Source organism: Myxococcaceae bacterium JPH2, from assembly GCA_016458225.1.
In the GTDB taxonomy this organism is placed as follows: domain Bacteria; phylum Myxococcota; class Myxococcia; order Myxococcales; family Myxococcaceae; genus Citreicoccus.
In genome coordinates this window covers 166,525-190,283 of sequence record JAEMGR010000009.1, presented here as the reverse complement: position 1 = coordinate 190,283, position 23,759 = coordinate 166,525, and the positions used below count along the sequence as shown (strand labels likewise).

Annotated in this window: 16 protein-coding genes and 4 pseudogenes; 12 read left to right on the top strand and 8 right to left on the bottom strand. The window is 67.4% G+C overall.

The genetic code is table 11. The annotated features are described in order from the left end of the window. Positions 1 to 66: 66 nt before the first annotated feature. Together JGU66_16080 and JGU66_16075 are read left to right on the top strand one after the other, a co-directional pair. The gene (locus JGU66_16080; protein ID MBJ6762288.1) at positions 67 to 1,014 is read left to right on the top strand and encodes an alpha/beta hydrolase; all 948 of its coding nucleotides are present in this window, start codon (positions 67 to 69) and stop codon (positions 1,012 to 1,014) included. Positions 1,015 to 1,476: 462 nt separating this feature from the next. Continuing rightward, positions 1,477 to 1,884, top strand: a complete 408-nt coding sequence (locus JGU66_16075; protein MBJ6762287.1) for a DUF1877 family protein — start codon at positions 1,477 to 1,479, stop codon at positions 1,882 to 1,884. A 912-nt stretch (positions 1,885 to 2,796) separates the two neighbouring features. On the opposite strand, the gene JGU66_16070 is transcribed toward JGU66_16075, so the two are convergent. The 4 genes from JGU66_16070 to JGU66_16055 all read right to left on the bottom strand — a co-directional run bounded on the left by JGU66_16070 (position 2,797) and on the right by JGU66_16055 (position 8,874). Continuing rightward, positions 2,797 to 3,990, bottom strand: a complete 1,194-nt coding sequence (locus JGU66_16070; GenBank protein ID MBJ6762286.1) for a gamma-glutamyl-gamma-aminobutyrate hydrolase family protein — start codon at positions 3,988 to 3,990, stop codon at positions 2,797 to 2,799. A 155-nt stretch (positions 3,991 to 4,145) separates the two neighbouring features. Then, a complete protein-coding gene (locus JGU66_16065; protein MBJ6762285.1) occupies positions 4,146 to 6,029 on the bottom strand; it encodes a hypothetical protein in 1,884 nt (627 codons plus the stop codon). A gap of 570 nt (positions 6,030 to 6,599) precedes the next feature. Beyond that, positions 6,600 to 7,580 carry a hypothetical protein gene (locus JGU66_16060; GenBank protein ID MBJ6762284.1) on the bottom strand — a complete coding sequence of 327 codons (981 nt, stop codon included), beginning with the start codon at positions 7,578 to 7,580 and terminating at the stop codon, positions 6,600 to 6,602. 277 nt (positions 7,581 to 7,857) lie between these two features. Continuing rightward, positions 7,858 to 8,874: an AraC family transcriptional regulator gene (locus JGU66_16055; protein ID MBJ6762283.1), complete on the bottom strand. Its 1,017-nt coding sequence runs from the start codon at positions 8,872 to 8,874 to the stop codon at positions 7,858 to 7,860. A gap of 132 nt (positions 8,875 to 9,006) precedes the next feature. Between JGU66_16055 and JGU66_16050 the strand changes: the two genes are divergently transcribed. From JGU66_16050 to JGU66_16040, 3 genes are all read left to right on the top strand, one after another. Beyond that, positions 9,007 to 9,891 carry an alpha/beta hydrolase gene (locus JGU66_16050; GenBank protein ID MBJ6762282.1) on the top strand — a complete coding sequence of 295 codons (885 nt, stop codon included), beginning with the start codon at positions 9,007 to 9,009 and terminating at the stop codon, positions 9,889 to 9,891. Between the two features lie 188 nt (positions 9,892 to 10,079). Further along, entirely contained in the window at positions 10,080 to 12,029 is a 1,950-nt protein-coding gene (locus JGU66_16045; protein MBJ6762281.1) for a nodulation protein V, read from the top strand. After that, a complete protein-coding gene (locus tag JGU66_16040) occupies positions 11,986 to 12,600 on the top strand; it encodes a response regulator transcription factor (GenBank protein ID MBJ6762280.1) in 615 nt (204 codons plus the stop codon). The genes JGU66_16045 and JGU66_16040 overlap by 44 nt, the downstream gene beginning before the upstream one ends. Positions 12,601 to 12,672: 72 nt before the next feature. Here JGU66_16040 and JGU66_16035 read toward each other — a convergent pair whose 3' ends face one another. Continuing rightward, a complete protein-coding gene (locus JGU66_16035; protein MBJ6762279.1) occupies positions 12,673 to 13,575 on the bottom strand; it encodes an SDR family oxidoreductase in 903 nt (300 codons plus the stop codon). Positions 13,576 to 13,830: 255 nt separating this feature from the next. Between JGU66_16035 and JGU66_16030 the strand changes: the two genes are divergently transcribed. From JGU66_16030 to JGU66_16020, 3 genes and pseudogenes are all read left to right on the top strand, one after another. Beyond that, positions 13,831 to 14,634 carry a helix-turn-helix domain-containing protein gene (locus JGU66_16030; GenBank protein MBJ6762278.1) on the top strand — a complete coding sequence of 268 codons (804 nt, stop codon included), beginning with the start codon at positions 13,831 to 13,833 and terminating at the stop codon, positions 14,632 to 14,634. Between the two features lie 97 nt (positions 14,635 to 14,731). After that, positions 14,732 to 15,021 (top strand): annotated as a pseudogene (locus JGU66_16025) (nuclear transport factor 2 family protein). Between the two features lie 159 nt (positions 15,022 to 15,180). Continuing rightward, entirely contained in the window at positions 15,181 to 15,612 is a 432-nt protein-coding gene (locus JGU66_16020; GenBank protein ID MBJ6762277.1) for a YciI family protein, read from the top strand. 82 nt (positions 15,613 to 15,694) lie between these two features. Here JGU66_16020 and JGU66_16015 read toward each other — a convergent pair whose 3' ends face one another. From JGU66_16015 to JGU66_16005, 3 genes are all read right to left on the bottom strand, one after another. Further along, positions 15,695 to 16,087 carry a hypothetical protein gene (locus tag JGU66_16015; protein MBJ6762276.1) on the bottom strand — a complete coding sequence of 131 codons (393 nt, stop codon included), beginning with the start codon at positions 16,085 to 16,087 and terminating at the stop codon, positions 15,695 to 15,697. A gap of 94 nt (positions 16,088 to 16,181) precedes the next feature. Then, positions 16,182 to 16,583: a hypothetical protein gene (locus tag JGU66_16010; protein ID MBJ6762275.1), complete on the bottom strand. Its 402-nt coding sequence runs from the start codon at positions 16,581 to 16,583 to the stop codon at positions 16,182 to 16,184. A gap of 8 nt (positions 16,584 to 16,591) precedes the next feature. Next, a complete protein-coding gene (locus JGU66_16005) occupies positions 16,592 to 17,533 on the bottom strand; it encodes a LysR family transcriptional regulator (protein ID MBJ6762274.1) in 942 nt (313 codons plus the stop codon). A gap of 122 nt (positions 17,534 to 17,655) precedes the next feature. Between JGU66_16005 and JGU66_16000 the strand changes: the two genes are divergently transcribed. From JGU66_16000 to JGU66_15985, 4 genes and pseudogenes are all read left to right on the top strand, one after another. Beyond that, positions 17,656 to 18,840 carry an MFS transporter gene (locus tag JGU66_16000; protein ID MBJ6762273.1) on the top strand — a complete coding sequence of 395 codons (1,185 nt, stop codon included), beginning with the start codon at positions 17,656 to 17,658 and terminating at the stop codon, positions 18,838 to 18,840. A gap of 524 nt (positions 18,841 to 19,364) precedes the next feature. Beyond that, positions 19,365 to 19,649: pseudogene (locus tag JGU66_15995) on the top strand (DUF4215 domain-containing protein). Between the two features lie 3 nt (positions 19,650 to 19,652). After that, a pseudogene (locus JGU66_15990) lies at positions 19,653 to 19,961 on the top strand (hypothetical protein). 1,338 nt (positions 19,962 to 21,299) lie between these two features. Continuing rightward, a pseudogene (locus JGU66_15985) lies at positions 21,300 to 22,271 on the top strand (thrombospondin type 3 repeat-containing protein). Positions 22,272 to 23,759: the final 1,488 nt, after the last annotated feature.

Sequence of the window (23,759 nt, the reverse complement as noted above, 5' to 3'; positions counted from 1 at the left end):
TGCCGCTCGGTGGGCTGCTTGGAGTCCTTGCGCCAGCGCGCCGACCGCCGCATGGTTGACGCTGGCATGCCCTACCGCCGCTTGACCCGCTTCGTCGTGGCCCCCGATGGAACCCGGGTGGCCAGTCACACGCACCACGGAGACCTGCCGGAGGCGCAGGCGGACGCCCTGCTGGCGCGTCGGCCCTCGGTGCTGTTGACCAATGGCATTGGCAGCTCCGAGAACTTCTGGCGCTACATCGTCGCCGACCTGGAGCAGGACCACCGGGTGGTGCACTGGAACTACCGGGGGCATGGCAGCAGCGAGGAGTCGCGCTCGGACGACTACCGCATCCCGGTGCACGTGGACGACCTGGAGCGCGTCACCGAGGACATGATGGCGCGGGGCGATGGCAAGCCACCGCACCACATCGCGTTCTCCATGGGCGTGCGCGTGCTCTTGGAGCTGTATCGCAAGCGCCCGGAGCTGGTCCCCGCGATGACGCTCATCGCCGGGGCTCCTGGCATGCCTGGCGCGGCGAATGGTCGGCTCAGTTCTCGGCTGATGTTCGGCGCCGCGCGCCAGGCCTTCCGCGCGAGCACGCCGCTGGTTCCGCTGGCGGCGCCCGCGGCGCACGTGATGATGAACAGCCGTATCGCGTATCCGCTGGGCAGGGCCGTGGGCGTGCTCCGCCAGCGGGCGCCGCGTGAGGACATCGACGAGTTCATGCTCGCGCTGCGGCGCATGAGCCCGCGGGCGTACTGGCTCACGTTGCGAGGCTTGATTGAAGGCAGCGCCTGGGACGTGGTCCCGAGCGTGACGGTGCCCACGTTCCTCATCGCCGCGCGCAATGACTTCCTCGTCCCCAGGTTCGAGATGGAGCGCTTCCGCGCCGCGCTCCCGCATGCCCACTGGCTCGAGGTGGACGACGCGGGTCACGCGGGATTGCTGGAAGCGGGGACCGAGATCGCCACCGCGGTCCGAGGCTTCTTGATCAACCACGGACTGCGGACCCCGGTGGCCACGCCGCTCTGAGTCCAGACGCCTGGGGGAAACTACCCCAGGCCGCGCGGATGCGCCTGTGGGCCGGATTCTGTCGGCCTTTGCCATGACAGGCTTCAGGTTGACAGCGAACTGTCTGGCGTTGTCTGGGTCTGCGTGCTGTCGAGACTTCGGTCGGAACGCTTGCTCTCCAGGGAACACGCACGTCGAATCCCAGGCGAGACGCATGACCGCCGTTCCGGAGTCGTCACGATGAGACTACCGCTCATTGCTGAGACACTCGTCGCGAAGGCATCCGTTGAAGCTGTCATGGCGAGCGCAAGGTGCTCGCGCGGTGGATCAACGCTGTCTCACAAGTGGCGCGTGACGCGGAGCAGTTGCGTTCGTGAATGCAGCTGGCGCGCGAGGTCGCGTGTTGGGCGCAAACTCGCAAGGCTGCGCGTTCGAACGGAGCTTCTCACATGGCACTGATCACGTGGATTCATATGCTCACCGATGAAGAGGTCGCCGCGCTCAAGAAGGCCCCCCGACACGATCACATCGATCGACAAGCCCGCGAGCGAGCAGTTCGCGACGCAGCTCTACACTTCGATCAACTACTTCCTCACCGGCGCCGCGTACCCTGCGAAGAAGCACCCGCTCAGCGCAGTGTTGGGCGGAGAGAAGCACGTCAAGGCGAAGTCCGTGGAGAGCGCTGGCTTCGATCTCACCACCACCGCGACCGTCGCCAAGCTGAGCGCCGCTCTCACCAAGGTCGACCTCGCGGTAATCAAGTCCGCGCTCAAGAAGGCCGACTTTGATGAGCTGCGCGACGACGAAGAGGTCGATGAGGAGTGCGTGCTCGAAGGCTCTGGCAACAGCAAGATCGCCGCGGAGATTATCGAGGAAATCAAGGAGTTCTAGAGGTTCTTCGCCGCAGCCACGAAGAAGAAGCGGTCTCTGGTGACCTATACCGACTGACTCGCGGCTCTATCTGTGGGTCGCGAACGAACGTCATCGTCGACCTTTGATGAGAACCCGCACGACGCCCCACGCGAAACGCGCAACCTCGGTCGGGTTCGTGATGGTTGCGAGGTGCTGCGCGAGTAGGCGGCGCGGGTGGAACTCGTGCGACTCCCGACGGGTGCGCTTCAAGACGCCGCTGGATGGGTGATCATCCGCTCCAAGTCGGGGGCCGAAGTCTCGAGACCATGTCTCGGGGGCTGTGACCCCGAGGGCCGCCTCGCTTCGGACAGCGATGGCTTTGTCCTGGCGCGAGTCGTCATGTCATCCTTGTCGACATGTAGGGCGCCCACGGTGGCCGGACAGGGCACGACCTCGGCGCGCAATCCGAGCCCAGCGCTTGGCTCGGCCCCGGTGGCACGTGATTCTTCCGAGGAGCCCAGGGTCGATGACCGGGGGACCTCAGCTCGCCTCGTGTGCCGGGGAGAACGCCGAAACCTTCACGCCTTCGCCACCAAGCTCACCGGTGAGAAGGTGGCGGTCAGTGACTGGAGGGCCTGCGCGATCAGCCAGGGCGGCGCGCTCTTCTGCATGGAGGCCCTCGACGGCAATCCCAAACCCAACCGTCAGTTGATTCGCGCCTCGGGTTCGTTCTCTGCTGTTGACCTTCATGGCTTTTCCTGGACTGTGACGTCGGACGGGGAGGCGGTTCAAAGCGAGATCGGCAGCGACTTCTCTCGAATCGAAGAGCGAGTGCCGGGTCACTTCACGTCCGTGGTCTCCGACGATTCGATCTCATGCGGAATCGACGCCGGCAAGATCCGCTGCCTCTCCAAGTGGGAGTTAGCCCTGCGAAACTACCGCCCACCGGCTTTAGATCCAGGGAATGCTGAAGCTTGCCTGGAGGCCCAGCCATCCGCGCAGGAAGGCGCGGGCCTCCGGGTCCACTTGCGCGACCTTGTGAGGATGGTGCTGGAACGCGTAGACCGACTTGATCTGATACGCCCCCACGATGCCGGGCAGGTCCGTGGGGAGCAGCCCTACCGCGTTCATTCCGCCTGGGGGCGGACACCGCACGAGGGGGTGCGGCTCCAACTCCGCCTGGACCTCGGGAAGGTCGCCAACCATGTACGACGCATGCTGGAAGTCGAACTGGCGGATGTTCTTCATCAGCTGGCGCATCCGGCCCCGAGACTGCACTTCGGGCAAGGTCATGGGCGCCTGGGGGCTGCTCTCACCCTCCACCCATTCATGAGCATTCCTCCGGGTGCGGCCAAGGTTGGGCCCGGTGGGGTTGCGGAAGTAGTGCTGCTTGCTGTTGTTGGGGTTCAGCGTTCGCACGCGCATCATCCCGCCCGAGATGGAGACCGAGGTCCCTCCCGCCCTCCACCCCCGGTTTTGCATCGAGGTGGGGATCCGGTGCAGCCGTCCGCCGAGCATGAACCACATCAACTGGGCTCCATGACAGGTGGCGTAGATAGGCATCCCTCTCCGGTAGGCCGCGGTGATCAGGCACATCTCGATCAGCAGCGAACGGCCATACTGCCCGACGTCGAATTGCAACCAGGGGGAGAGGAACTGCTCGCCAGGCGCGCCCAGGTTCACCTGGTGGAGGTCAGGATTGGGCTGGAGGTTGGGGAAGCGCCGGAGCGCGTGCCTGAGCCTCCTGATGGGCGCGATGGCATAGTCATGCATCGCCATGGGAATCGTTCCCGCGCCCGTGGGTGGCACCGCCACGTGGGTGTAGTCGGCCAGCAGCCGGGTGCAGGCGCTGTACGCCACGGCCAGGGAGCCATCCACGGCTTGGTTGTTCGCGAGGATGCCCGCGAAGCTCGCGAGCAGTGGGGCCGTGGCCTGGGGAGTGGGCGCGAAGGTTTGACCGATCTGGGCAACCTGGGACATGCGGATGATCTGTCCCCGAGGACTGCCTTCGGTGGTGTTGAACTCGTTGGTGGAGAGGATGTCCACGGTGACCTGTCCATCCGTGTCCACCAGCGCTTGCGCGACGTCCGTCGCCCATCCGCCGTCGGCGGAGCCTCGCGAAATCAGCACCCTTGCTTGGGGCATGTGCCTCGTCTCCTGAGGGGGAATCTCTGCTCTGCCGTGGGCTCATGAAAGGACGCAGGAGGTCCTGCGTGCCTGTCGGGAGCGATTGTATGCGTGCGCCAGGAGCGCCCTTCACCGCGCGCCGCCCTGGGCCCGCGGAAGGGCAGGGCGCGGACCTATTCGGACAGCTGCTGCGCGAGCATGAGGAGCTTCTCCAGCAGGGGCGCGTTGCGCCCGCGCAGCAGCCGCAAGAGGAGGATCTTCAACACCGGCGCGAGGACGGTGAGCTGTCGCGCCTGGGAGAATCGCTCCTGCTGGCGCATTGCGACGTGGTTCTTCCGGCCCCAGGAGTCCAGCGTGCTACCCATGGACCTCACCACGGCGTTGGACTTCTTTCGCGTGTCCTTGTTCGGTAGCACACCGTCCCAGCCGAGTGGGACCACCTTGAGTGGCTTGGGCTTCCTTCCCTTTCCGCTCCAGGGCTGCTCTTGCTCATACGACAGATCCTGGGTCGCGTCGGAGATGGGGTCGTACCAGGGAAGCGAGGGGGGCAGGACCGAGCCAATCTCATTCACCCGTCGATACTCGGTCATCTCGTCGACGAGCAGGGGCGTGAGCTGGGCGATGACGTCGAACATGCCGTGTTTGATGAAGAGCTCGGTCACCGGCATGATCAGCTCCTTGAGCTTGCGCGTATGCCGGACGCTCGGGTCCGTATAAGTCGCCGCGGTGTTGTTCGACGAGAGCAGACGCCCGATGGAGCCCTCGTCATCGTGCTGGAGCATCAGCACTCCGCTGGAGGCGTCGAAAATCATCGGACACCCGAAGATGTCGTCGAAGGTCAGCGTCCCCTCCGCGATGCAGCACAGCGCATCGTAGTTGGACGTCCACAGCGGCATGGCGTGCCGGGGCTCGGTCAGGAACAGGATGGACAGCGCGGTCAGGCAGGCCTGATCGATGGTGAGTGTGACGTCCGCGATCCGGAAGGAGCGCGTGTTGAGCAGCTTCTTGACCTTCGCTCTGCGCAGACAAAGGGTGCCATCGAGCCCGGGCTGTCTGCGCAGGACCGTGCCCACATTGCCATTGAGGAAGGAGAGCAGGTAGGTCGCGAGCAGGACGTCTGGGTCGCCGTTGCAGAAGGGGGGCAGGCGGCGCATGAGCCGCAGCATCTGGTAGACCTCCTCGTAGGAAGCATCCAGGATCTCCATGGCGTCGAGGTGGCCGGCGATGAACTTCGGCGTCGTGACAAGCAGGGTCCCTTTTTGGGTGTCGTAGAAGCTCACCACGCGCGTGGCGCCTCCTCCGTCACTGGACTTGTCATTGTGGAACCACACGCAGCTGGGGATCGTGCGGTCCGGCTTGGCTAGGAAGAGCTGGGTGAACGTGTGGTAGCTGGTTCCATCCCGGTTCGCGTGGGAGAGGCCCGCGTTCTCCTGCAGGTTGGTCCAGAACATGCGCTTGCGGTACTGCGTCAGGAGGATGAGGGCATCCACCCAACTGGTGAGGTCCCCGTGCTCGACGAACAACCGCTCCAGCGCGTTGCCCCCGCGAAACGCCGGTCGGTCGCCGCCGCCGCCCGTGGTCTGGAAGGAGCGCGTCACCGTGCCCGACAGCTTCCGGTGCATCTCCCTGCGAGGCAGCCACCGGGCGACAGCCGTCGAGAAGGGCAAGGCCCCGCCCCGCTCGAGTTCCGCCTGCCGGTCCACGCAGAGTCGGTAGAAGCCCGAGAAGGCCATGTGGGCATCGCCCGTGAGCAGTCGGAGTGCCTGCCGAAGCTCCGGAAAGTCCTTCAGGTTCATGAAGCCGGTGCTCAGCCCTCCCAGCAGGAAGTTGATGAAGGCCCCGTCCATCCGCTGCGGGGCTCGGATCCGACGCGCGGGACCAGGGTGGAGGAAGGCTTCAATCCGCTGCTCGTTGTCCTCGTCCTGTGTGCCCTCGATGGCGATGGCGAGGGCCGCGTGTTCTCGAGGAGCCAGATAGGAGAGGATGAGCTGCTGGACTTCGTATGGCAGCTTGAGGATGAGGTCGAACATGGGAGTCCGGGGAAGGGCCTGCATCATACCCTTTCACCTTCAGCGCTGTAGTATTGACTTCCATGGTTGGTCGAATGGGGGCCAAGGCACACGCGTACGGAGCACCCAGCAGATGCCGTCCAGCACCAGGTGGGGGTCCTGATGGCGGCGCAGGCGGGCCCGTGTTTGTCATTGCGCGTCGATGCGCTCTCGCCGGCTCAGGACTGCTCAAGGCCGGGTGCCCTCGCCCCAGGGGGCTGCTGGCGCTCGGGCCAGGGCGCGGCCTGCGTGCGCGACTGGGCCCCGGCACCCTTGGGCACCGCCAGGCCTCGTCGCGCGGTGAGCGGGCAGTCAGTCCTCTCCCCCAGCGAATGAGCCCCCCTGCGGTCACGACTGCGCAGGCCCAGCTGTTTCGCTCCTTGCGGCAGGGCTCGTTTGCTTTCTTCTGGTTCTTGCGCACACAAGGCTGAACGGCGCGGGTTCCTGCCACTTCTCCGCTCGCCTTGTGCCTGCTGACCCTCCGAGCCGATCGAGATTCACGACCCGTCGTTTAGGACAGCTGCGCGCCGCAGCTGTCCTCCTGTTTCCGCTGTCTGCGCCCGCGCATGGGCGATGGCTTCAGGGCAGACGGAGCTTGCGGATCATGTTGTTGCCGTAGTCCGCCACGTAGAGATTTCCGGAGGCATCCACGGTCACGGCTTGGGGCAGATTGAAGCGCGCCTCCGCGCCCGTGCCATCCGCGCTGCCGTTGCTGCCGACTCCGGCCTTGCCCGCGAGGGTCGTGACCACGCCCGCGGAGGTGACCTTGCGGATCAGGTTGTCCGCGATGCTGGAGACAAAGACATTCCCCGAGGCATCCACCGTCACGCCCATCGGATCCGCGAAGCTGGCGGCGGTCCCGGTGCCGTCCGCGCTGCCGACGGCGCCAGTGCCGACCAGGGTGCTGACCACTCCGGCCGCCGTGACCTTGCGGATCAGGTTGCTGGAGGGCTCGGCCACATAGACGTTGCCGGAGGAGTCCACGGCGACCGCTCGGGGGCCCGAGAAGCTGGCGGCTGTGCCGGTGCCATTGGTGCTGCCATATTCGCCGCTGCCGGCCAGGGTGCTGACCACGCCGGCCGGGGTGATCTTGCGAATCAACTTGTTGCCGGAGTCAGCCACGTAGACGTTGCCTGATGCGTCCACGGCCACCCCGAGGGGGCCTCGGAAACTGGCGGCCGTGCCGGTGGCGTTGGTGTTGCCCGGGGTGGTGCTGCCGGCCATGGTGCTGACCATTCCCGCCGGGGTGATCTTGCGGATCATCCCGTTGAACGAGTCGGCCACATAGACGTTGCCCGAGGCGTCGACGGCCACTCCACTGGGGGAATTGAAGCTGGCGGCGGTGCCCATCCCATTCGAGCTGCCGCTGCTGCCGCTGCCGGCCAGCGTGGTGACAACACCCGCCGGGGTGATCTTGCGGATGAGGTGGTTGTTGAACTCGGCCACATAGACGTTGCCCTGGCTGTCCGTGGCGATGCCCATGGGGCCCTTGAAGCTGGCCGCCGCGCCCGTGCCGTTGGCGCTGCCTGCGGTGGTGCTGCCGGCCAAGGTGGTGACCACCGCTGCGCCAGAGGCGCCACCCGGGTCGGGCTCAGGATTGGAGTTGCTTCCGCCTCCGCAGGCAGAGAGGAGCGCCGCGCAGACGGCGGCGGAAATCAAGCGCGCGTACGCACCCAGGAAAGTGGGCACGGCACGAGCCGTCAGGGACGGCGACAGGTGATGACAGGAGGCGTGGGGCATGGAGTTCCAGGGTGTGAGCCGTGCCGGTCTAGCACCAGGAGCACGGCGATAGGGAGTCGCTACTCCCTCGTGACAGTGCGCCCGTACCGCCCCCGCCTCACGCGGTGGAGGTGCTCCGGCGGTAGCGCCCCGGGGTCATCCCAGTCCGGCGCTCGAAGGCGCGGCGCAGGGCCCGTGCATCCGAGTAGCCCACCCGTTGCGCGATCCCTTCAACGTTGAGCGAGTCGTCAGCCAGCAGGCGGCGGGCCTTCTCCAGGCGGGCATCCTCGGTCACTTCGCGGAAGGTCCGCCCCTCGGACTTGAGTCGGCGCTGGAGTCCGCGCGGGCTCATTCCCAGGCGCGCGCAGACGCGGGCGAGCAACGGCTCCCCATGCTCCATGGCTTCTTCGACGTGGGCCTGGAGCTGCTCACGCCAGCCCACGGGGCGCGTTGCCTCGCGCGTCAGCAGGTCCACGTGACGCAGGAGGAGGGCGTGCAGTCCGCTCTCCGCATGGCGCAAGGGGAGGGAGAGGAGGTCTCGGGGCAGCGTGAGCGTGCAGGACTCCTGACGGAAGGCCAGGCGCGTCGTGCCGAAGGCCTCGGCGAGGACATCCTGTCCGCGCGGGGCCGCGTGGGTGAAGCCCACCTGGAAGGGGCTCAACGGCTGGCCCGTGGCCTCGCGCGCGAACGTCAGCACCCGCGCGAGCGTGAACTCCGCCTCGTGCCGCCCAGGCCCGGCAGGGCGATTCGGACAGCGGTAGCGGAGCGTCGCGCGGCTCGCCGTCAAGGTGAGCTGGAGGTCGGCGCCATCGTGCAGCAACCGCAAGTGACGGCTCGCGAGGCTGAGCCCCGCTCCGAGGGTCTCGGCGGTCCGACACAGATAATCGAAGAGGTCGAACTGGCCAGGTTGGAATGTCCTGGCCAGATGCAGTCCGAAGTGCGGGTCGCCGACAGCCGCGGCCGCCTTCTCCCAGAGCAGGTGGCCACGGGGCAGGGTGACTCGCGCGTGCGCGTCCGTCAGTTGTGCTCGATCCACTCCAGCATCGCGAGCCAGGGCATCGGCGTTCACGCCCTTCGCCGCGATCGCGTCGAGGATGAGCCGGGGCAATGTCGTGGAGACAGTGGGGGTGGCCATGGCGATGCCCTCGTCTCTCGGACGCTACGCACAACACGGGTTCGGCTCAAGCGCGCGAGGTGTCGCGAGAAGTCCCTTCTTCGTCGCGAGCGGTCCCTTCCTCCGCATGGGCCCCGACGCTACTCACTCGCCATGCGAACCGCTTCGTCAGTTCCTCTCGACGCGCATCTCCGAGCGACGGCCCCGGGGCAATTCATTGCCCTCAGCGATGGAAACACGCACTACCTGCTGGACGGCCCTGAAGGCGGCACCGTGGTGGTGTTGATTCCGGGGGCGACCCTGCCGCTGTTCGTCTGGGAGCCCCTGGTCGAGCCGCTCGTGCGCGCGGGCCACCAGGTGCTGCGCTACGACCTGTTGGGCCGAGGGCACTCGGACCGACCGAAGCTGAAGTACGGCCCGGAGCTGTATGAACGGCAGCTCACGGAGCTGCTGGCCGCGCTGGGGCTCCACGCGCCGGTGCATCTGGTGGGACTCGCCTTCGGTGGACTGCTGGCCGTGCAGTATGTGGATCGGAATCCCGAGCGCGTCCGGAGCCTGTGCCTCATCGCGCCGGATGGCTTTGGGACGAAGCTGTCGCTCGGGGTTCGGCTCATGCATGTGCCCGTGTTGGGGGAAGCCCTCTTCGCGGTGATGGGCGAGCGGCAACTGAGAGCCCGGCTGCCGGGCTATTCACGTCGCCCCGAGCTGGTTTCAGAACTCGAGGCTCGCTTCCTGCCCTCCACGCGCATCGCGGGATTCGGCCACGCGCTGCTCTCGACATTGAGGCACATGGCCATCCACACCGCGGCGCCGACGTTTCACCGCGTGGCCGGACTCCGCGTCCCCACGCTGCTGTTGTGGGGACGCGACGACCGAATCACGCCACTCCCCATCGCCGAAGAGGTCCGCGCGGCCCTTCCTCATTCGCAATTTCAGGTCATCGACGACGCCGGGCACCTGCCGCACTACGAGCGCCCCGAGGTCGTGGCCCCCATGCTCACGGAGTTCCTCGCGAGGTCTCTCCCCACCGCGGATTGATGCAACATCATGAATGAGGCGTCCAGGTGAGGCAGACGACCGCGCGCGCGTCTCGCTCACGGGCATTGGCGCACTGCTTAACGTGGCATGGACGCCCGGATGACGCCGCGACCGGATTGGGAGTAGACAGGCCTGTCCACTGCGCGCTCGATGGGGGCACGGCGATTCTGAATTTCAAAGTGTCCACCATGTCCTTGCGCATGGTCTTGGTCTGCGGCCTCCTCGCGGGGTGGTCCCCCTCGGCGCTGGCGCAGGAGGCACGTCCGGCCGAAAAGTCCGTGCTCCTGTTCATTCCCGAGGACACGGCGCTGCCCGCCATGGCGACGCTCGTCGCCAGTCTCCGCTCGTCTTTGTGGGAGGCCCAGGGTGGCCCGGTCACTCTGGATGTGGAGAGCCTGGATCTGGGTTGGGCTCGCGGGCCTGCCTACGCACAGGCCCTGCGCACCTGGTATCTGGCCAAGTACCGGGAGCGTCGGCCAGATGCCCTCATTGCCTTTCGCTCCGATGTCATCGAGGTGGCCCTGCAGCTTCGCCGGGAGCTGTGGCCGGATGTCCCGATGGTTGTCCTCTCCGAGGATGCGCAGCTTTGGGAGAAACAGCCGCGTCCAGCGCGGGTGGCTGGCATCTGGCTGCGTTATGACATGCGGGCCACCGCGGAACTGGCCTTGCAGTTGTTGCCCGGCACACGTCGGTTGGCGCTCGTCAACGGATCCAGTTCATGGGAGCGCGCGCAACAGGAGTACCTGGTGCGCGAGCTGCAACCGTTGCTCGCGCAGCGGGGGCTGTCGCTCATCGATTTGAGCAACCTTCCTCTGGCTGAGCTGCTCGAGCGCGCGAGGACCTTGCCGGACGACACCGCGGTCCTCACGTTCACCTATCTGACCGATCCCAGCGGGAGGCCTTTCGTAGGGCGCGAGATCGCGCGCATGTTGCTTTCCGCCAGCAACCGGCCCTGTTTCGCCCTGCACGACACCCTCCTGGGCTTGGGGTTCGTCGGCGGCGCACTCGTCAGCTACGCGGCCGTGGGCCAACACCTGGGCATGCTCACAGCCCGAGTATTGCGTGGGGCGCAGGAGGAGTTTCTCGCGCCACTCAAGCCCGCTCCCGTGGATACGCTGACGATCGACGCCCGCGCACTGCGGCGCTGGGACATCCCCCGCGCACGGGTGCCTCCTGGGGTGCTGCTCGCCTTCGACGCGCCCACGCTCTGGGAGCGCTATCGGTGGTGGGGGCTAGGGGCCCTGACGATCAGCGGCCTGCAGGCGCTGGTGGCTGGGGGGCTCGTGGTGGAGCGTCGCCGGCGCATGCGTGCCCAGGCCGAGAGTCTGGAACGTCAACGCCTGGAGAAGCTGGCTGAACTGGAGGCACGTCGCGCCTTGGACCAATTGGCCCACGTGAGCCGGGTGGCTGCCTTGGGGGAGCTGACCGCCTCGCTGGCGCATGAACTCAACCAGCCCCTGGCTGCGATCCTCAGCAACGCCCAGGCCGCACGCCGCCTGCTGAACGCCACCCCCGCGGCGCTGGGCGAGGTGCGCGAGGCCCTGGGGGACATCATCTCCGACGACCAGCGCGCGGGCGAAGTCATCCACCGCATGCGCGCGCTGCTCAAGCGGGGCGAGCCGCGCCAGGAGCTTCACTCGCTCAATGACCTGGTGGGCGAGGTGGCGCGCCTGTTGGCCAATGACATCCACCTGCGCGGCGCGACGTTGCAACTGGCCCTGGCCCCGTCGCTGCCCGCTGTCCAGGGGGATGGAATCCAGCTTCAACAGGTGGTGCTCAATCTGCTCGTCAACGCCATGGATGCCATGGCCGATGTCCCCACGGGCCAGCGCCACCTGCGAGTCCGCACGGCCGAGCCGAGGCCGGGGCAGGTGGAGCTGAGCGTGCAGGACTCGGGCGGGGGCATCGAGCCGTCGCGGCTGGCCCTCATCTTCGAGCCGTTCTACTCGACGAAGGAGAACGGGCTCGGCATGGGGCTGTCCATCAGTCGCTCCATCGTCGAGGCCCACGGAGGTCGCCTGGAAGCAGAGAGCCCTCCCGGCCAGGGGGCTCTGTTACGGTGCGTATTTCCGACCGTGCATACGGAGTCCGCGCATGACGCAAGCCCCCGCCACCATCTTCCTCGTGGACGACGATGAGTCCGTGTTGCGGGGGCTGGGGCGGCTGCTGAGGGCCGCGGGCCATGACACGAAGCCCTTCGCCTCGCCCGCCGAGTTCCTCGCGCAGCTGTCGGGGGACACGCCGGGCTGCGCCGTGTTGGATCTGCGGATGCCGGGGCTGAATGGGCTGGAGCTGCAGCAGGCGATGGAATCCAAGGGTTGCCACCTGCCCGTCATCTTCATCTCCGGCCACGGGGATGTTCCGGCAAGCGTCAGGGCCATGAAGGCCGGCGCGGTGGACTTCCTCGTCAAACCCTTTGACGAGGAGCAGCTGCTGGGCGCCCTCTCGCAGGCCTTGCTCAAGGACGCGGCGGCGCGCGCTGGCCGCATGGAGACCGCCGCGCTGCATGCGCGCCATGCGGCCCTCACTTCGCGCGAGCGCGAGGTATGCGCGCTGGTGGCACAGGGGCTGACGAACAAGGAAATCGCCCAGCGGCTGGGCACCACCGAAAAGACCATCAAGGTGCACCGCGCCCGCGTCATCCGAAAGCTCGACGTGGACTCCGTGGCGGAGCTGGTGCGCTTCGTGGACCGACTGGGCCTGCGCTGAGCCCGTGTCGTGTCAGCACTCGGTCCCAGTCCACCGCAGCGCGCTGGCCTGACGGCGAGGCATTGGCGGTGCTCAGAAGTAGTGCGCGCGCATGTCATCGAGCAGACCCGCTCGCTCCGGCTTCCAGCCGAGGAGCGCGCGCGTCGCCTGACTCGACACCGGGTTGTCGACGCCGACGACCATCGACATCCATCCGAAGTGAGCACCCGCTTCGCTGGCCGGCACGCGCTGGAGCGGAACCCCCGTGCCTTGGCTGATGGTCTCCGCGACCGCGCGCATCGTGATGCCTGCCTCCGCGGTGCCGTGCAGCACGGTTCCTGGCGGTGCGCTCTCGGCGGCGAGCCGGTACAGCCGTGCCGCATCGTCGCGGTGCACCGCGGGCCAGTGCTGACTGCCATCATCGATGTATCCAGCGCTCTTCTTCTCCCGGGCGATGTTGATCAGCATGGGGATGAAGCCCTTGTCGCCCGCGCCGTGCACCGTGGGAGCCAGCCGGATGACGCTGGCACGCACCCCGCGCTTCGCGGCATCGACCACGATGCGCTCGGCCCGCGCTCGGATCATGAGCGGCGAGGTCTCGGGTGACGTATCCGTCTCGACCGCGACCTTGCCGGGAGCCGCGACCAGCAGCGTTCCGCTCGTGCCGACGAACGCCTTGTCCGTGCCCGCCATGGCATCGAGCATCGCGTGGATCGCGTCGCGATCCATCTGGTTCATCTTCGGAAAGTCAGCGAAGTCCATGTGGAAGGCCAGGTGGATCGTCGCATCGGTTGCGCGGACGCCCTCGACGAGGGAGGTCGGCTCCCGGAGGTCGCCGCGATAGACTTCCACGCCCTGTGCCCGCAACTTCTCCGCGCCTGCATCGTTGTGTGCCATGCCCAGGACAGAGTGGCCGGCCCCACGCAGCTCCTTCAGCACCGCTGTGCCAATCCAGCCTGTCGCGCCCGTGACGAACACTCGCATTGCCTTGGTCATGCGCGCACCGTACGCACCGCGTGCTCGCCTGAAAAGATGAGCCCTCATACGGGTACTGCCACTACCCCCCTCCCGACGTCCCCGAGCGGCCGGTACCTGTTCGAGAAGCCATGCGAGCAGGTTCCCCAGTCGCACGCCTGCAGCCCTCGCCACGCGGCGAACCAGGACTCCAGGATGTTATGCTCGCCGCGTCTTCGTCGTGCGAGGACCAGGGTCTTGGAGTGTCTGTCGAAGAAGGCGCGCACAGAGACTGAAATGGCGACTACCACTCTCCCCACGTTCCTGCGCGACCGTCGCGCGCGCATCCGGCCCGCGACCACCGCTCGCCGACGGACATCCGGATTGCGCCGCGAGGAGGTCGCCGCCCGAGCCGGTGTGAGCGTCACCTGGTACACGTGGCTCGAACAGGGGCGCGGCGGCGTGCCGTCGGGCGAGGTTCTCGAGCGCCTCGCGCTTGCGCTCGAACTCGATGACGCGAATCGCGAGATGCTGTTCCTGCTCGCGCACGATCGTCCGCCGCCTCGCAAGCTCGCTCGGCCCGCTGCGGTGACGCCGTCACTTCAGTGCGTGCTCGACAACCTCTCCGTCCCCGCATTCGTGAAGACGCCGACGTTCCAGATCGTCGCGTGGAATCGCGCGGCGGTCGCCGTGCTGGGCGACTATGGGGCGCTCCCGGAGCGCGACCGCAACTTGCTGCGCCGGATCTTCCAACCGGGCGCGGAAGCCAAGGTGCACCACGTTGAAGACGTTCGCCGGACCTGCCTTGCCTCGTTTCGCGTCGACATCGCGCGGGCCGGCCCGTCTCACGAGGCGACGGCGCTGATCGACGAGCTGATGGAGTTGAGCCCCGACTTTCGTCGCCTGTGGGCGGAAGGCGAGATCCGGTCGCAAGGTGGGTTCCAGAAGCGGATGGTCCGTCCTGACGTGGGCGAGATCGTCCTCGAGTCGTCGGTGTTCCATCTCGAGGGTGGCGACGGCCTCTCGATGCTCGTGCTCTCACCCACGAACGAGGCCAGCGCGCGCGCCATCGCGCAGTTGGTGCAACAGTCCAAGGCCTGATGAAGACAGCCACGTGAGCGCGTTCCCGCGAGGTCGCGGGAGCTCTGCGCGCCGGACTTCATTGCGTTGGAGAGGCGACGGGGTAGGGTCGCGCGACCTGGGAGACAGACACGGAGGTTCGGGCCCTCGGCCCCGTGAAGGGGTGGAACGGTGGGTGGACCGCTTCACCGCCGCGGATGTCGAAGGGCTCGCCGCCCTCTATTGTGAGGACGCGGTGAATCCTCAGGTCGCGAACGCGCCCGTCGAAGGTCGGGCTCGAATCCGGGAGATGTTCCAGCGGGAGTTCGCGGCAGCCGAGTCCAAGTGGAGGACGGGTTGATCCGCTTCCAGCGCGGCTATTGGGACAAGCTCTCCTTCCTGCGCATGCACGGGCTGCGCATCGAGTAGGCATCCGAGCGCGGCGCCCAAGGATTCTCGCCAGGGTGGAATTCACGCGGTGCGTCTTCTCTCGCCGCCGGAATCCGCATCGCGGTTGTCGATCCCTCGGCGCACGGATCGACGCCTTTTTGCCTCGGATTAATCCACCGAGTTTCAAGGAGATGCGCGATGAAGGTCATGTTGATGGTGAAGACGACCCCCCAGGGCGACGCGGGCCAGCAACCTCCGAGCGAAGAGGCGTTGGTCGCGATGCACAACTTCAACGAGGAGATGCGGAAGGCCGGCGTGCTGCTCGATCTCGGCGGCCTCACGCCGATGAACCGTGGCGCGCGTCTGCGGTTCAGCAAGCGCCAGTGCAAGGTGATGGATGGCCCGTTCGCTGAGTCCAAGGAGCTGATCGCCGGCTACAGCCTGATCGAGGTCAAGACGTTCGCCGAGGCCATCGCGTGGGCCAAGCGCGCGCCGTTCGGCGTCCTCTTGCAGGAGGGCCAAGAGGTAGAGGTCGACCTCCGGCCGCTGTTCGACCCGGCGGAGTTCGACGTGCCGGGCGAGGCCGAGGAGCGAGCCCAGCGGCTCAGCGAAAGGCCTGCCAAGGCATAGCCCCGACGCGGCGTGGCGCGCCCTCCATGGCGTGCGCCACGCGCGCATCGGCCGCGCCGAACGGGCGCCGCTCGTGTGTGCTTCAACGGGGCTTGCGGCGCTCCTCGGCCAGGTGTGTGTTGAAGGTGCGCTCGGAGGTCTCCGCGCAGGTCTTGCAGCGCATCGCCTTGGCGCTGGCTGCGTCCTTGGCCGCAGAGTCCCAACCACTGGAACCCGGATGCGGGGTCAGCAGCACATCGCAGGGCAGGGCGCGTACGGTGGCGAAGCTGCGCCGGTCGTCCTCGACGATGTGTGGATAACGCGGGGTGGACAGCAGCTGGTAACCCGGTGCGCTGAGGCTGTCTGCATACGCGATGCGGACCGGCTTGCCTTCGCGGGTGTCGTTCCACGTCCAGCCGATGCTGCCCGGGGTATGCCCTGGCATGAAGTGCGCGGTGAACGCGACGCCGCCTTGTGAGACGACCTCGCCATCCATGACGACGCGATCGGCCACGACAGGCGGGAAGAGGATGTCATCGCCGAAGTGGAGGTCGTCACCTCCCCCTCGCGCGAGCAGGATGAATGTCGCCTCACTTCATTCCAGACATCGCTTGCGCCTCACTGGCTGGGGGCGTCTCTTCGAGAACGTAGCCATATTGGCGAATGGCTTCTTCAACGAGCGGGTCGATGAGGCAGTGGACATACACCGGCCGGTCGGTCACGCGTGCCGTGGTGAGGAAGTCCCAGGTGATGGCCCCCTTGAGTTGCACAATCAGGCGCATTCCCACGGGGCCTGAGGGGGTCTCGACCTTGAGCAACAGCCCCGCCTTGCTGCGCTCGCCCCCCCTCATGGGGTGTACCTCCTTGATGGTGGCGAGATAGCGCTTCCCATCGCGCCGGACCTGCTCGTAGGCGTTCTTCTCGCTGACCATGAGGCGCCAGATGATGAATGGCGGAAGCACCAAGGGCAGGACGATGACCGCGACCAACATGGGGAAACTCATGGGACGAGCCTATAGGGAGCCGAGCGCCCCTCGGAAAGGGCGTCGGCCAGATAGTCGACGAACACCCTGACCCGCGCGGGCAAGTTGGCACCGCCGACAAAGACAGCGTGGACGTTCTCCACGTCGCCTGGATTGTAGCGCTCCAACAGAGGAACCAGGCGGCCCGAGCGAATCTCTTCCGCGACGCTGAAGGCGCCGACCCGCGTCACCCCCACGCCGGCCGCGGCCAACTGGCCCAGGGTCTCTCCGTTATTGGCTTCGATACTGCCCTTCACGGACAGGCTGTATTCGTGCCCGTCGCGCACGAAGGGCCAGACTGCTTCGGCTCGGCGAAAATTGAAGTTCAGGCAGTTGTGGTGGTGCAGGTCTTCTGGAACTGTCGGCGTCCCGCGCCGGACCAAATAGTCGGGCGAAGCCACAATCACGCGCCGATTCTCGCCGAGCTTGCGCGCGGTCAAACCGCTGTCCGCCAGCGGGCCGAAGCGAATGCCGACGTCCGCCTCTCCCGCAGCAATGTCGACCACCCTGTCCGTCAAGTTGATGTCCACCAGGATATGTGGGTATCGCGCTGCGAAGTCGCCCAGCAGAGGGACCACGCACAGTCGCCCATGAGAGTGCGAGGCGCTCACTCTCAGCCGACCGCGCGGCGCTCCCCGGTCGGCGATGGCCTGCTCCGCGTCGTCCAGCTCCGTCAGGATGCGCCGCGCAGCGCTTAGATAGGCTTGCCCCTCGGGCGTCAGGGTCAGGGCCCGGGTCGTGCGCAGCATCAGGCGTACCCCCAGACGTGCCTCGATGCGGTCGATGGTCCGGCTGACGGCCGAGGGGGTCAGGTGCAGATCACGCCCGGCCGCCGAGAAGCTGCCAGTCGCCGCCACCGCCGAAAAGACGGCCATCTCACGCGCCCGATCCGCGCCGCCCGGCTGCACCTTTGCGTTCATCTCAAGAATCCTTGGCTTTGAAGGGCTCTAACGCAGCGGCGACGGCCCAGCCATCTTTGCTCGGTCAGAACAATGCGCCCCGTCGTGAACGGTCACGGCGGGGCAGAGAAAGGTTCCTGCTGATGAAGCCCAACCCTCCTCTTATCGCCCTGGCGGTCGGAGCCTTCGGCATCGGCGTCACCGAGTTCGCGCCGATGGGCATGCTGCCTGTGATCGCCGGTGACCTCGGCGTCTCCATACCGGCGGCCGGCCTGCTGGTGAGCGCCTATGCATTCGGGGTGCTGATCGGCGCGCCGGTGATGACCTTGGCGACCGCCCGCGTGCCGCGCCGGACCCTGCTGGTCGGCCTGATGGGCATCTTCACCCTGGGCAATCTGCTGTCGGCGCTCGCGCCGGAATACTGGACCTTGATGGCGGCCCGGGTGGTGACGTCGTTCAACCATGGCGCCTTCTTTGGTGTGGGAGCCATTGTCGCGGCCAGCGTGGTCGCGCCGAACAGGCGGGCGGGTGCTGTCGCGGCCATGTTCATGGGCTTGACGATCGCCAACGTCACCGGCGTTCCCCTTGCCTCCTGGGCGGGCGAGTGCTTGGGCTGGCGCGCCTCCTTCTGGGGCATCGCGGGGCTGGGCGCCCTGGCGATGGTCGCGCTTCGCTTGACCCTACCGCACGGCCGGGTCGAGCCCTCCGCCGACAGCGGCGTCATGAAGGCCGAAGTGGCGGTGCTCCGACGCGGCCCTGTTTTGATTGCCCTCGGCCTGACCGTTATCGGCTCGAGCGCCATGTTCACCGTCTTCACCTACATCGCTCCAATCTTGAAGGAGCAGACCGTGGCCTCGACGGGCTTCGTCACCGCCATGCTGGTGACCTATGGACTGGGGCTGACGATCGGAAACTGGCTGGGGGGCCGCTTCGCCGACAGGTCGGTGGACCGTACTTTGATTACCACCCTGGCAGGCCTTGCCTCCCTGCTGGTCGCATTTGCCGGGGTCATGCCGTGGCAGGTGCCCTCCGCCGTGGTGATCTTCCTCTGGGGCGTGGCGAGCTTCGCGCTGGTGCCGCCGCTGCAGATGCGCGTGATGCTCGCCGCCAGCGACGCACCGAACCTGGCATCGGCCATGAACATCGGGGCCTTCAACTTGGGCAACGCCCTCGGTGCGGCCCTCGGTGGGGCAGTCATTGGCCTCAACCTCGGCTATCCCGCCGTGGCCTTGGCCGGGGCGGCGATGGCGGGAGCGGGTCTCATCCTGGTCTTGTTGCTGGTTCGCCGCGAGGCCCGCGTGGTCGCGACGCTCCCGGCGCGCTGCTAAACCGAGCTTCGTGATTCGTGAGAGGCTTCAGGTGGCCTGCCTGCGGTTGCCTGGTGCAGGAATGGACTGGCGGCGCGCCGAGCGTTGCATGCGCTGAGCTGGCCGTACGGGGTCGCATGCTGACCCGTTCAGCGCCGTTGCGGGTCTTTCGCACGCGTGACACCTGTACTGGATACCGACCGGCTTGCTGGCGGCGATGTTTCTGATGTCCGGCACCTTCAACTTCACTCATCAGCCCAATGTGATGCAGATTCTGGCGCGTCTGGGCTCCCCCCCGTCCGGGGCACTGGGCCGTGGGCCGCCTCGAACACGCTCTGGGCGCGGGTCGCCTCGCCCGGAGCGTGTAGGGCGAGCGCTTCGGGCTGATTCGGAGCGAGACTCAGCGCTCGGCCGGGCTTTCGCTGGGTCACGTCCGTCCCCATGGGTCTTCTGTTCGTGGCGAAGTTTTGCCACAGGGGCGTTTGCCTGGTGGTCAACAGGTGTGCTTTGGAGGAGGCCCCGTATCGGTCACTCCGGAGTTCTTCATGTCTTGGTCGTCCCGATGGCTGCTGGTGCCGCTTTGTGCGGTGACCGTGCTGCTATCCGCGTGTGGTGACAACGATCCTGTCTGTGGAAACGGCATCGTCGAGAAGGGCGAAGCCTGCGACGACGGCAACGTCGCGGATGGGGATTCCTGCAGTCACACGTGCCAGCCGGCGAAGCCGGGGAGCGGCTCGCCGGTCTGCGGCAACGGGAAGGTCGAGACGGGCGAGGCCTGTGACGACGGCAACCGAGTCAACGGGGATGGGTGCGAGAACACGTGCACCGTCACGCCGGTGAATCCGAAGCCGGACGCGGGCGACGACGCGGGGACGCAGACGGACGCGGGCTCGGATGATGCCGGGACGCACACCGACGCCGGCACGAATGAGGATGCTGGCACGCAGACCGACGCGGGCACGACCACGGATGCCGGCACGTCGACGGATGCGGGAACGCAGACCGACGCGGGCACGACCACGGACGCCGGCACGTCGACGGATGCGGGAACGCAGACCGACGCCGGGACGTCCACGGACGCCGGTACGTCGACGGATGCGGGAACGCAGACCGACGCCGGGACGTCCACGGACGCCGGTACGTCGACGGAGGCGGGAACGCAGACCGACGCCGGGACGTCCACGGACGCCGGTACGTCGACGGAGGCGGGAACGCAGACCGACGCCGGGACGTCCACGGACGCCGGTACGTCGACGGATGCGGGAACGCAGACCGACGCGGGTACCTCCACGGATGCCGGTACGTCGACGGATGCGGGTACCTCTACGGACGCGGGCACGCAGACCGACGCGGGTACCTCTACGGACGCGGGAACGCAGACGGATGCCGGGACGCAGACCGATGCGGGTACGTCCACGGATGCCGGTTCCAACGATGATGCCGGCACGCAGACCGACGCGGGTACCACTACGGACGCGGGAACGCAGACGGATGCGGGGACGCAGACCGATGCGGGTACGTCCACGGACGCCGGCTCCAACGATGATGCCGGCACGCAGACCGACGCTGGCACGACCACCGACGCGGGCACGCAGACCGACGCCGGGACGTCCACGGATGCAGGAATGCAGACCGACGCCGGGACGTCCACGGATGCAGGTACGGGTGGACCGGGCACGGTGGTGATGTGCCCCGCGGCGTCGCTGCCGCCTCCGACGAGCGGCACGTGCCAGGTGACCCCGGGCACGGGGACGAGCAAGTTGATCACCGGTGTCATCCTGGCTCCGGACAAGGTGTACGCGGGCGGTCAGGTGCTGTTCGACTCGGCCGGCGTCATCCAGTGCGTGAGCTGCGATTGCAGCGCGGCGGCCGGCGCTGCGACGGCGACGCAGGTGGTCTGCCCGCAGGGCGTCGTGTCGCCGGGTCTCATCAACTCGCACGACCACATCACGTTCCAGGGCAAGCCCTACACGTTCAATGATCAGCGCTACGAGCACCGCCACGACTGGCGCAAGGGCAACAACGGGCACACGATGATCCCCTCGGGGGGGACCACGAGCTCGGCGGGCATCGAGTGGGCCGAGCTGCGGCAGGTGATGGCGGGCACCACGTCCATCGCGGGCTCTGGCGGACAGAACGGCCTGCTGCGCAACCTGGACAGGGCGAACACGAGCAGCAGCGGCGGCAACCAGGAGGGCCTCAATGCGAGCAGCAGCGGCGTGAACTACCAGACGTTCCCGCTGGGCGACGGCGCCACGGGCACGGAGCTCACGAGCGGCTGCGGCTACCCGAGCATCGACAAGCCCAGCGATATCCCGCAGGACGCGGCCTACCTCCCGCACGTCTCCGAGGGCATCGAGAAGTCCGCCAACAACGAGTTCCTGTGCCTCTCCGGCCAGGCCACGGGCGGCCAGAACCTGATCGGCGCTCGCACGGCGATCATCCACGGCATTGGCCTGCGCGTGTCGGACGTCGCCCTCATGAGCACGCAGGGCAGCAGCCTCATCTGGTCGCCGCGCTCGAACGTGGCGCTCTACGGCGACACGGCGGACATCCCGCTCTACAAGCGGCTCGGCGTGAACGTCGCGCTGGGCACGGACTGGCTGCCCACCGGCTCCATGAACCTGCTGCGCGAGCTGCGGTGCGCGGACAACCTGAACGCGACCTATTACAACTTCGCGCTGAGCGACGCGGACCTGTGGGCGACCGTGACGGGCAACGCGGCGAACGCGCTGAAGGCGAACCGCATCGGCGCGCTGGCGGTGGGCAAGGTGGCGGACGTGGCCATCTTCCGGCTGGGGACGCACGGAGACTCGCCGCACCGCGCGGTCATCTCCGCGATGCCGGCCGACGTGGCGCTGACGCTGCGTGGCGGCAAGGTGCTCTACGGCGAGCAGGCGCTCGTCAACGCGCTGTCCACCGGCTGTGACACGGTGGACGTGTGCGGCACGCCCCACGCGGTGTGCCTCCAGTCCGAGCTGAACAAGTCGTACACGACGCTGGCGTCGCAGGTCTCCAACCCCTACGGCCTGTTCGCTTGTACGGAGACGCCTCCGAACGAGCCCGCTTGCGAGCCTCAGCGGTCCTCCACCGACTCGCGGTGGCCCGGCTCGGTGAGCAGCTCCACGCGCTACAGCGGCGATCCCACGGGGACGGACATCGACGGCGACGGCATCCCGGACACGCAGGACAACTGCCCGGCGGTCTTCAACCCGGTGCGCCCGATGGACCAGGGCGTCCAGGGTGACGTGGACGGCGACGGCGTGGGCGATGCCTGCGACGTGTGCCCGCTCCAGGCGTACTCCGTGCAGTGCACGGCGCCCAACCCCAACGACTCGGATGGGGATGGCGTGGGCAACAGCATCGACAACTGCCCCACCACGCCCAACCCGGGTCAGGAGGACTCGGACGGCGACGGAATGGGTGATGCGTGCGACCTGTGCCCCACGCCCAACGGCAACGGCGAGGCGTGCCTCCTGAGCATCTACTCCGTGAAGCGCCCGAACGCGGCGGGCAACTCGCCGTGGGTGGGCAAGGTGGTCGCGCTGAACCAGGCGCTCGTCACCGGCGTGGGTCGCAACGGCTACTTCGTGCAGACGCACCCGATGGACAACGGCTACGAGGGCGCGGACTACTCGGGCCTGTTCGTCTTCACGAGCACCGACCCGAGCGCGACGGTGAGCATGGGCGACCGCGTGAACATCTCGTCGGCGTCCGTGGCCACCTACTTCGGCCAGGTGGAGCTCACCAACCCCGTGTTCACCGTGACCAGTCACGGCAGCTCGGCGCCCCCGGCGCAGACCGTGTTGGCCTCGGAGGTCGCGACGGGTGGCTCGCGCGCCACCGCGCTGGAGAGCGTGCTCGTGCGCGTGGCTCCGGTGACGGTGACGGCGGTGTCCCTGCCGCCCGTCAATGGCGACACGGCGCCCACCAATGAGTTCGAGGTGGCGGGCGTGCTGCGCATCAACGACTACCTGTTCAAGGCGACCATGCCCACCGTGGGGACGGTGTTCCAGTCCATCACCGGAGTGTTGGAGCTGCGCAACAGCAACTCGAAGATCGAGCCGCGCTCCGCCACGGATCTGGTCACGACGCCGAGCGCGCCTGTCACGCTCAGCGCCATGACCCCCGCGTTCACCTACGCGCACTCGGGCACCACGGGCCCCACCATCCCGGAGCCGCTGACCGTCACGCTCAGCGCGCCGGCGCCGGTGAACACGGTGGTGACGGTGACGTCGTCCAGTCCCATCCTCACGGTGGCGAACGAGGGCAAGGTGGTGGTGCCAGCCGGAGCCACCTCCGCGCAGGTCATCGTCACGGCGACTGAGCAGACGCAGCCGGGCCAGGAGGACGTGCAGATGACGGCCACGCTGGACGCGGTGTCCCTCACGTCCCGCCTCTGGGTCCTGGCCGCGAACCAGCCGGCGTACGCGTCCTCGATGACGCCGACCGCCGTGGACCTGACCTCGGGTCAGGCGGTCACCTTCACCGTGCTGGTGGATCCGCCCACGTTCCAGGACACGCCGATGACCATCGAGGTGGTTCCGACCGCCGCGGGCTCGGCGCCGACCACGGTCACCATCCCGGCCAACAAGGACCGCGTGTCGTTCACCTTCATCGCGGGGGCTTACAGCGGGAGCGGCGCGGTGTACGCGACGGTCGGCGGCCACACGGTCTCGGCGACCGTCGACGTGACGGGCAAGCCGCTGCCGTCCATGGACCACGTGGTCATCAGCGAGTTCGCGCCGCAGGGCACGGGTGGCGCGGATGACGAGTTCATCGAGCTGTACAACCCGACGAACCAGGAGGTGGACCTGAGCGGCTGGAAGGTCCAGTACAAGGCGGGCACTGCCACCGGCGACTACGGCGTGGGCTATGCGCTGCCCTCGGGCGCGCGCATCGCGCCGCACGGCTTCTACCTGGTGGTCTCCGGCTCGTAT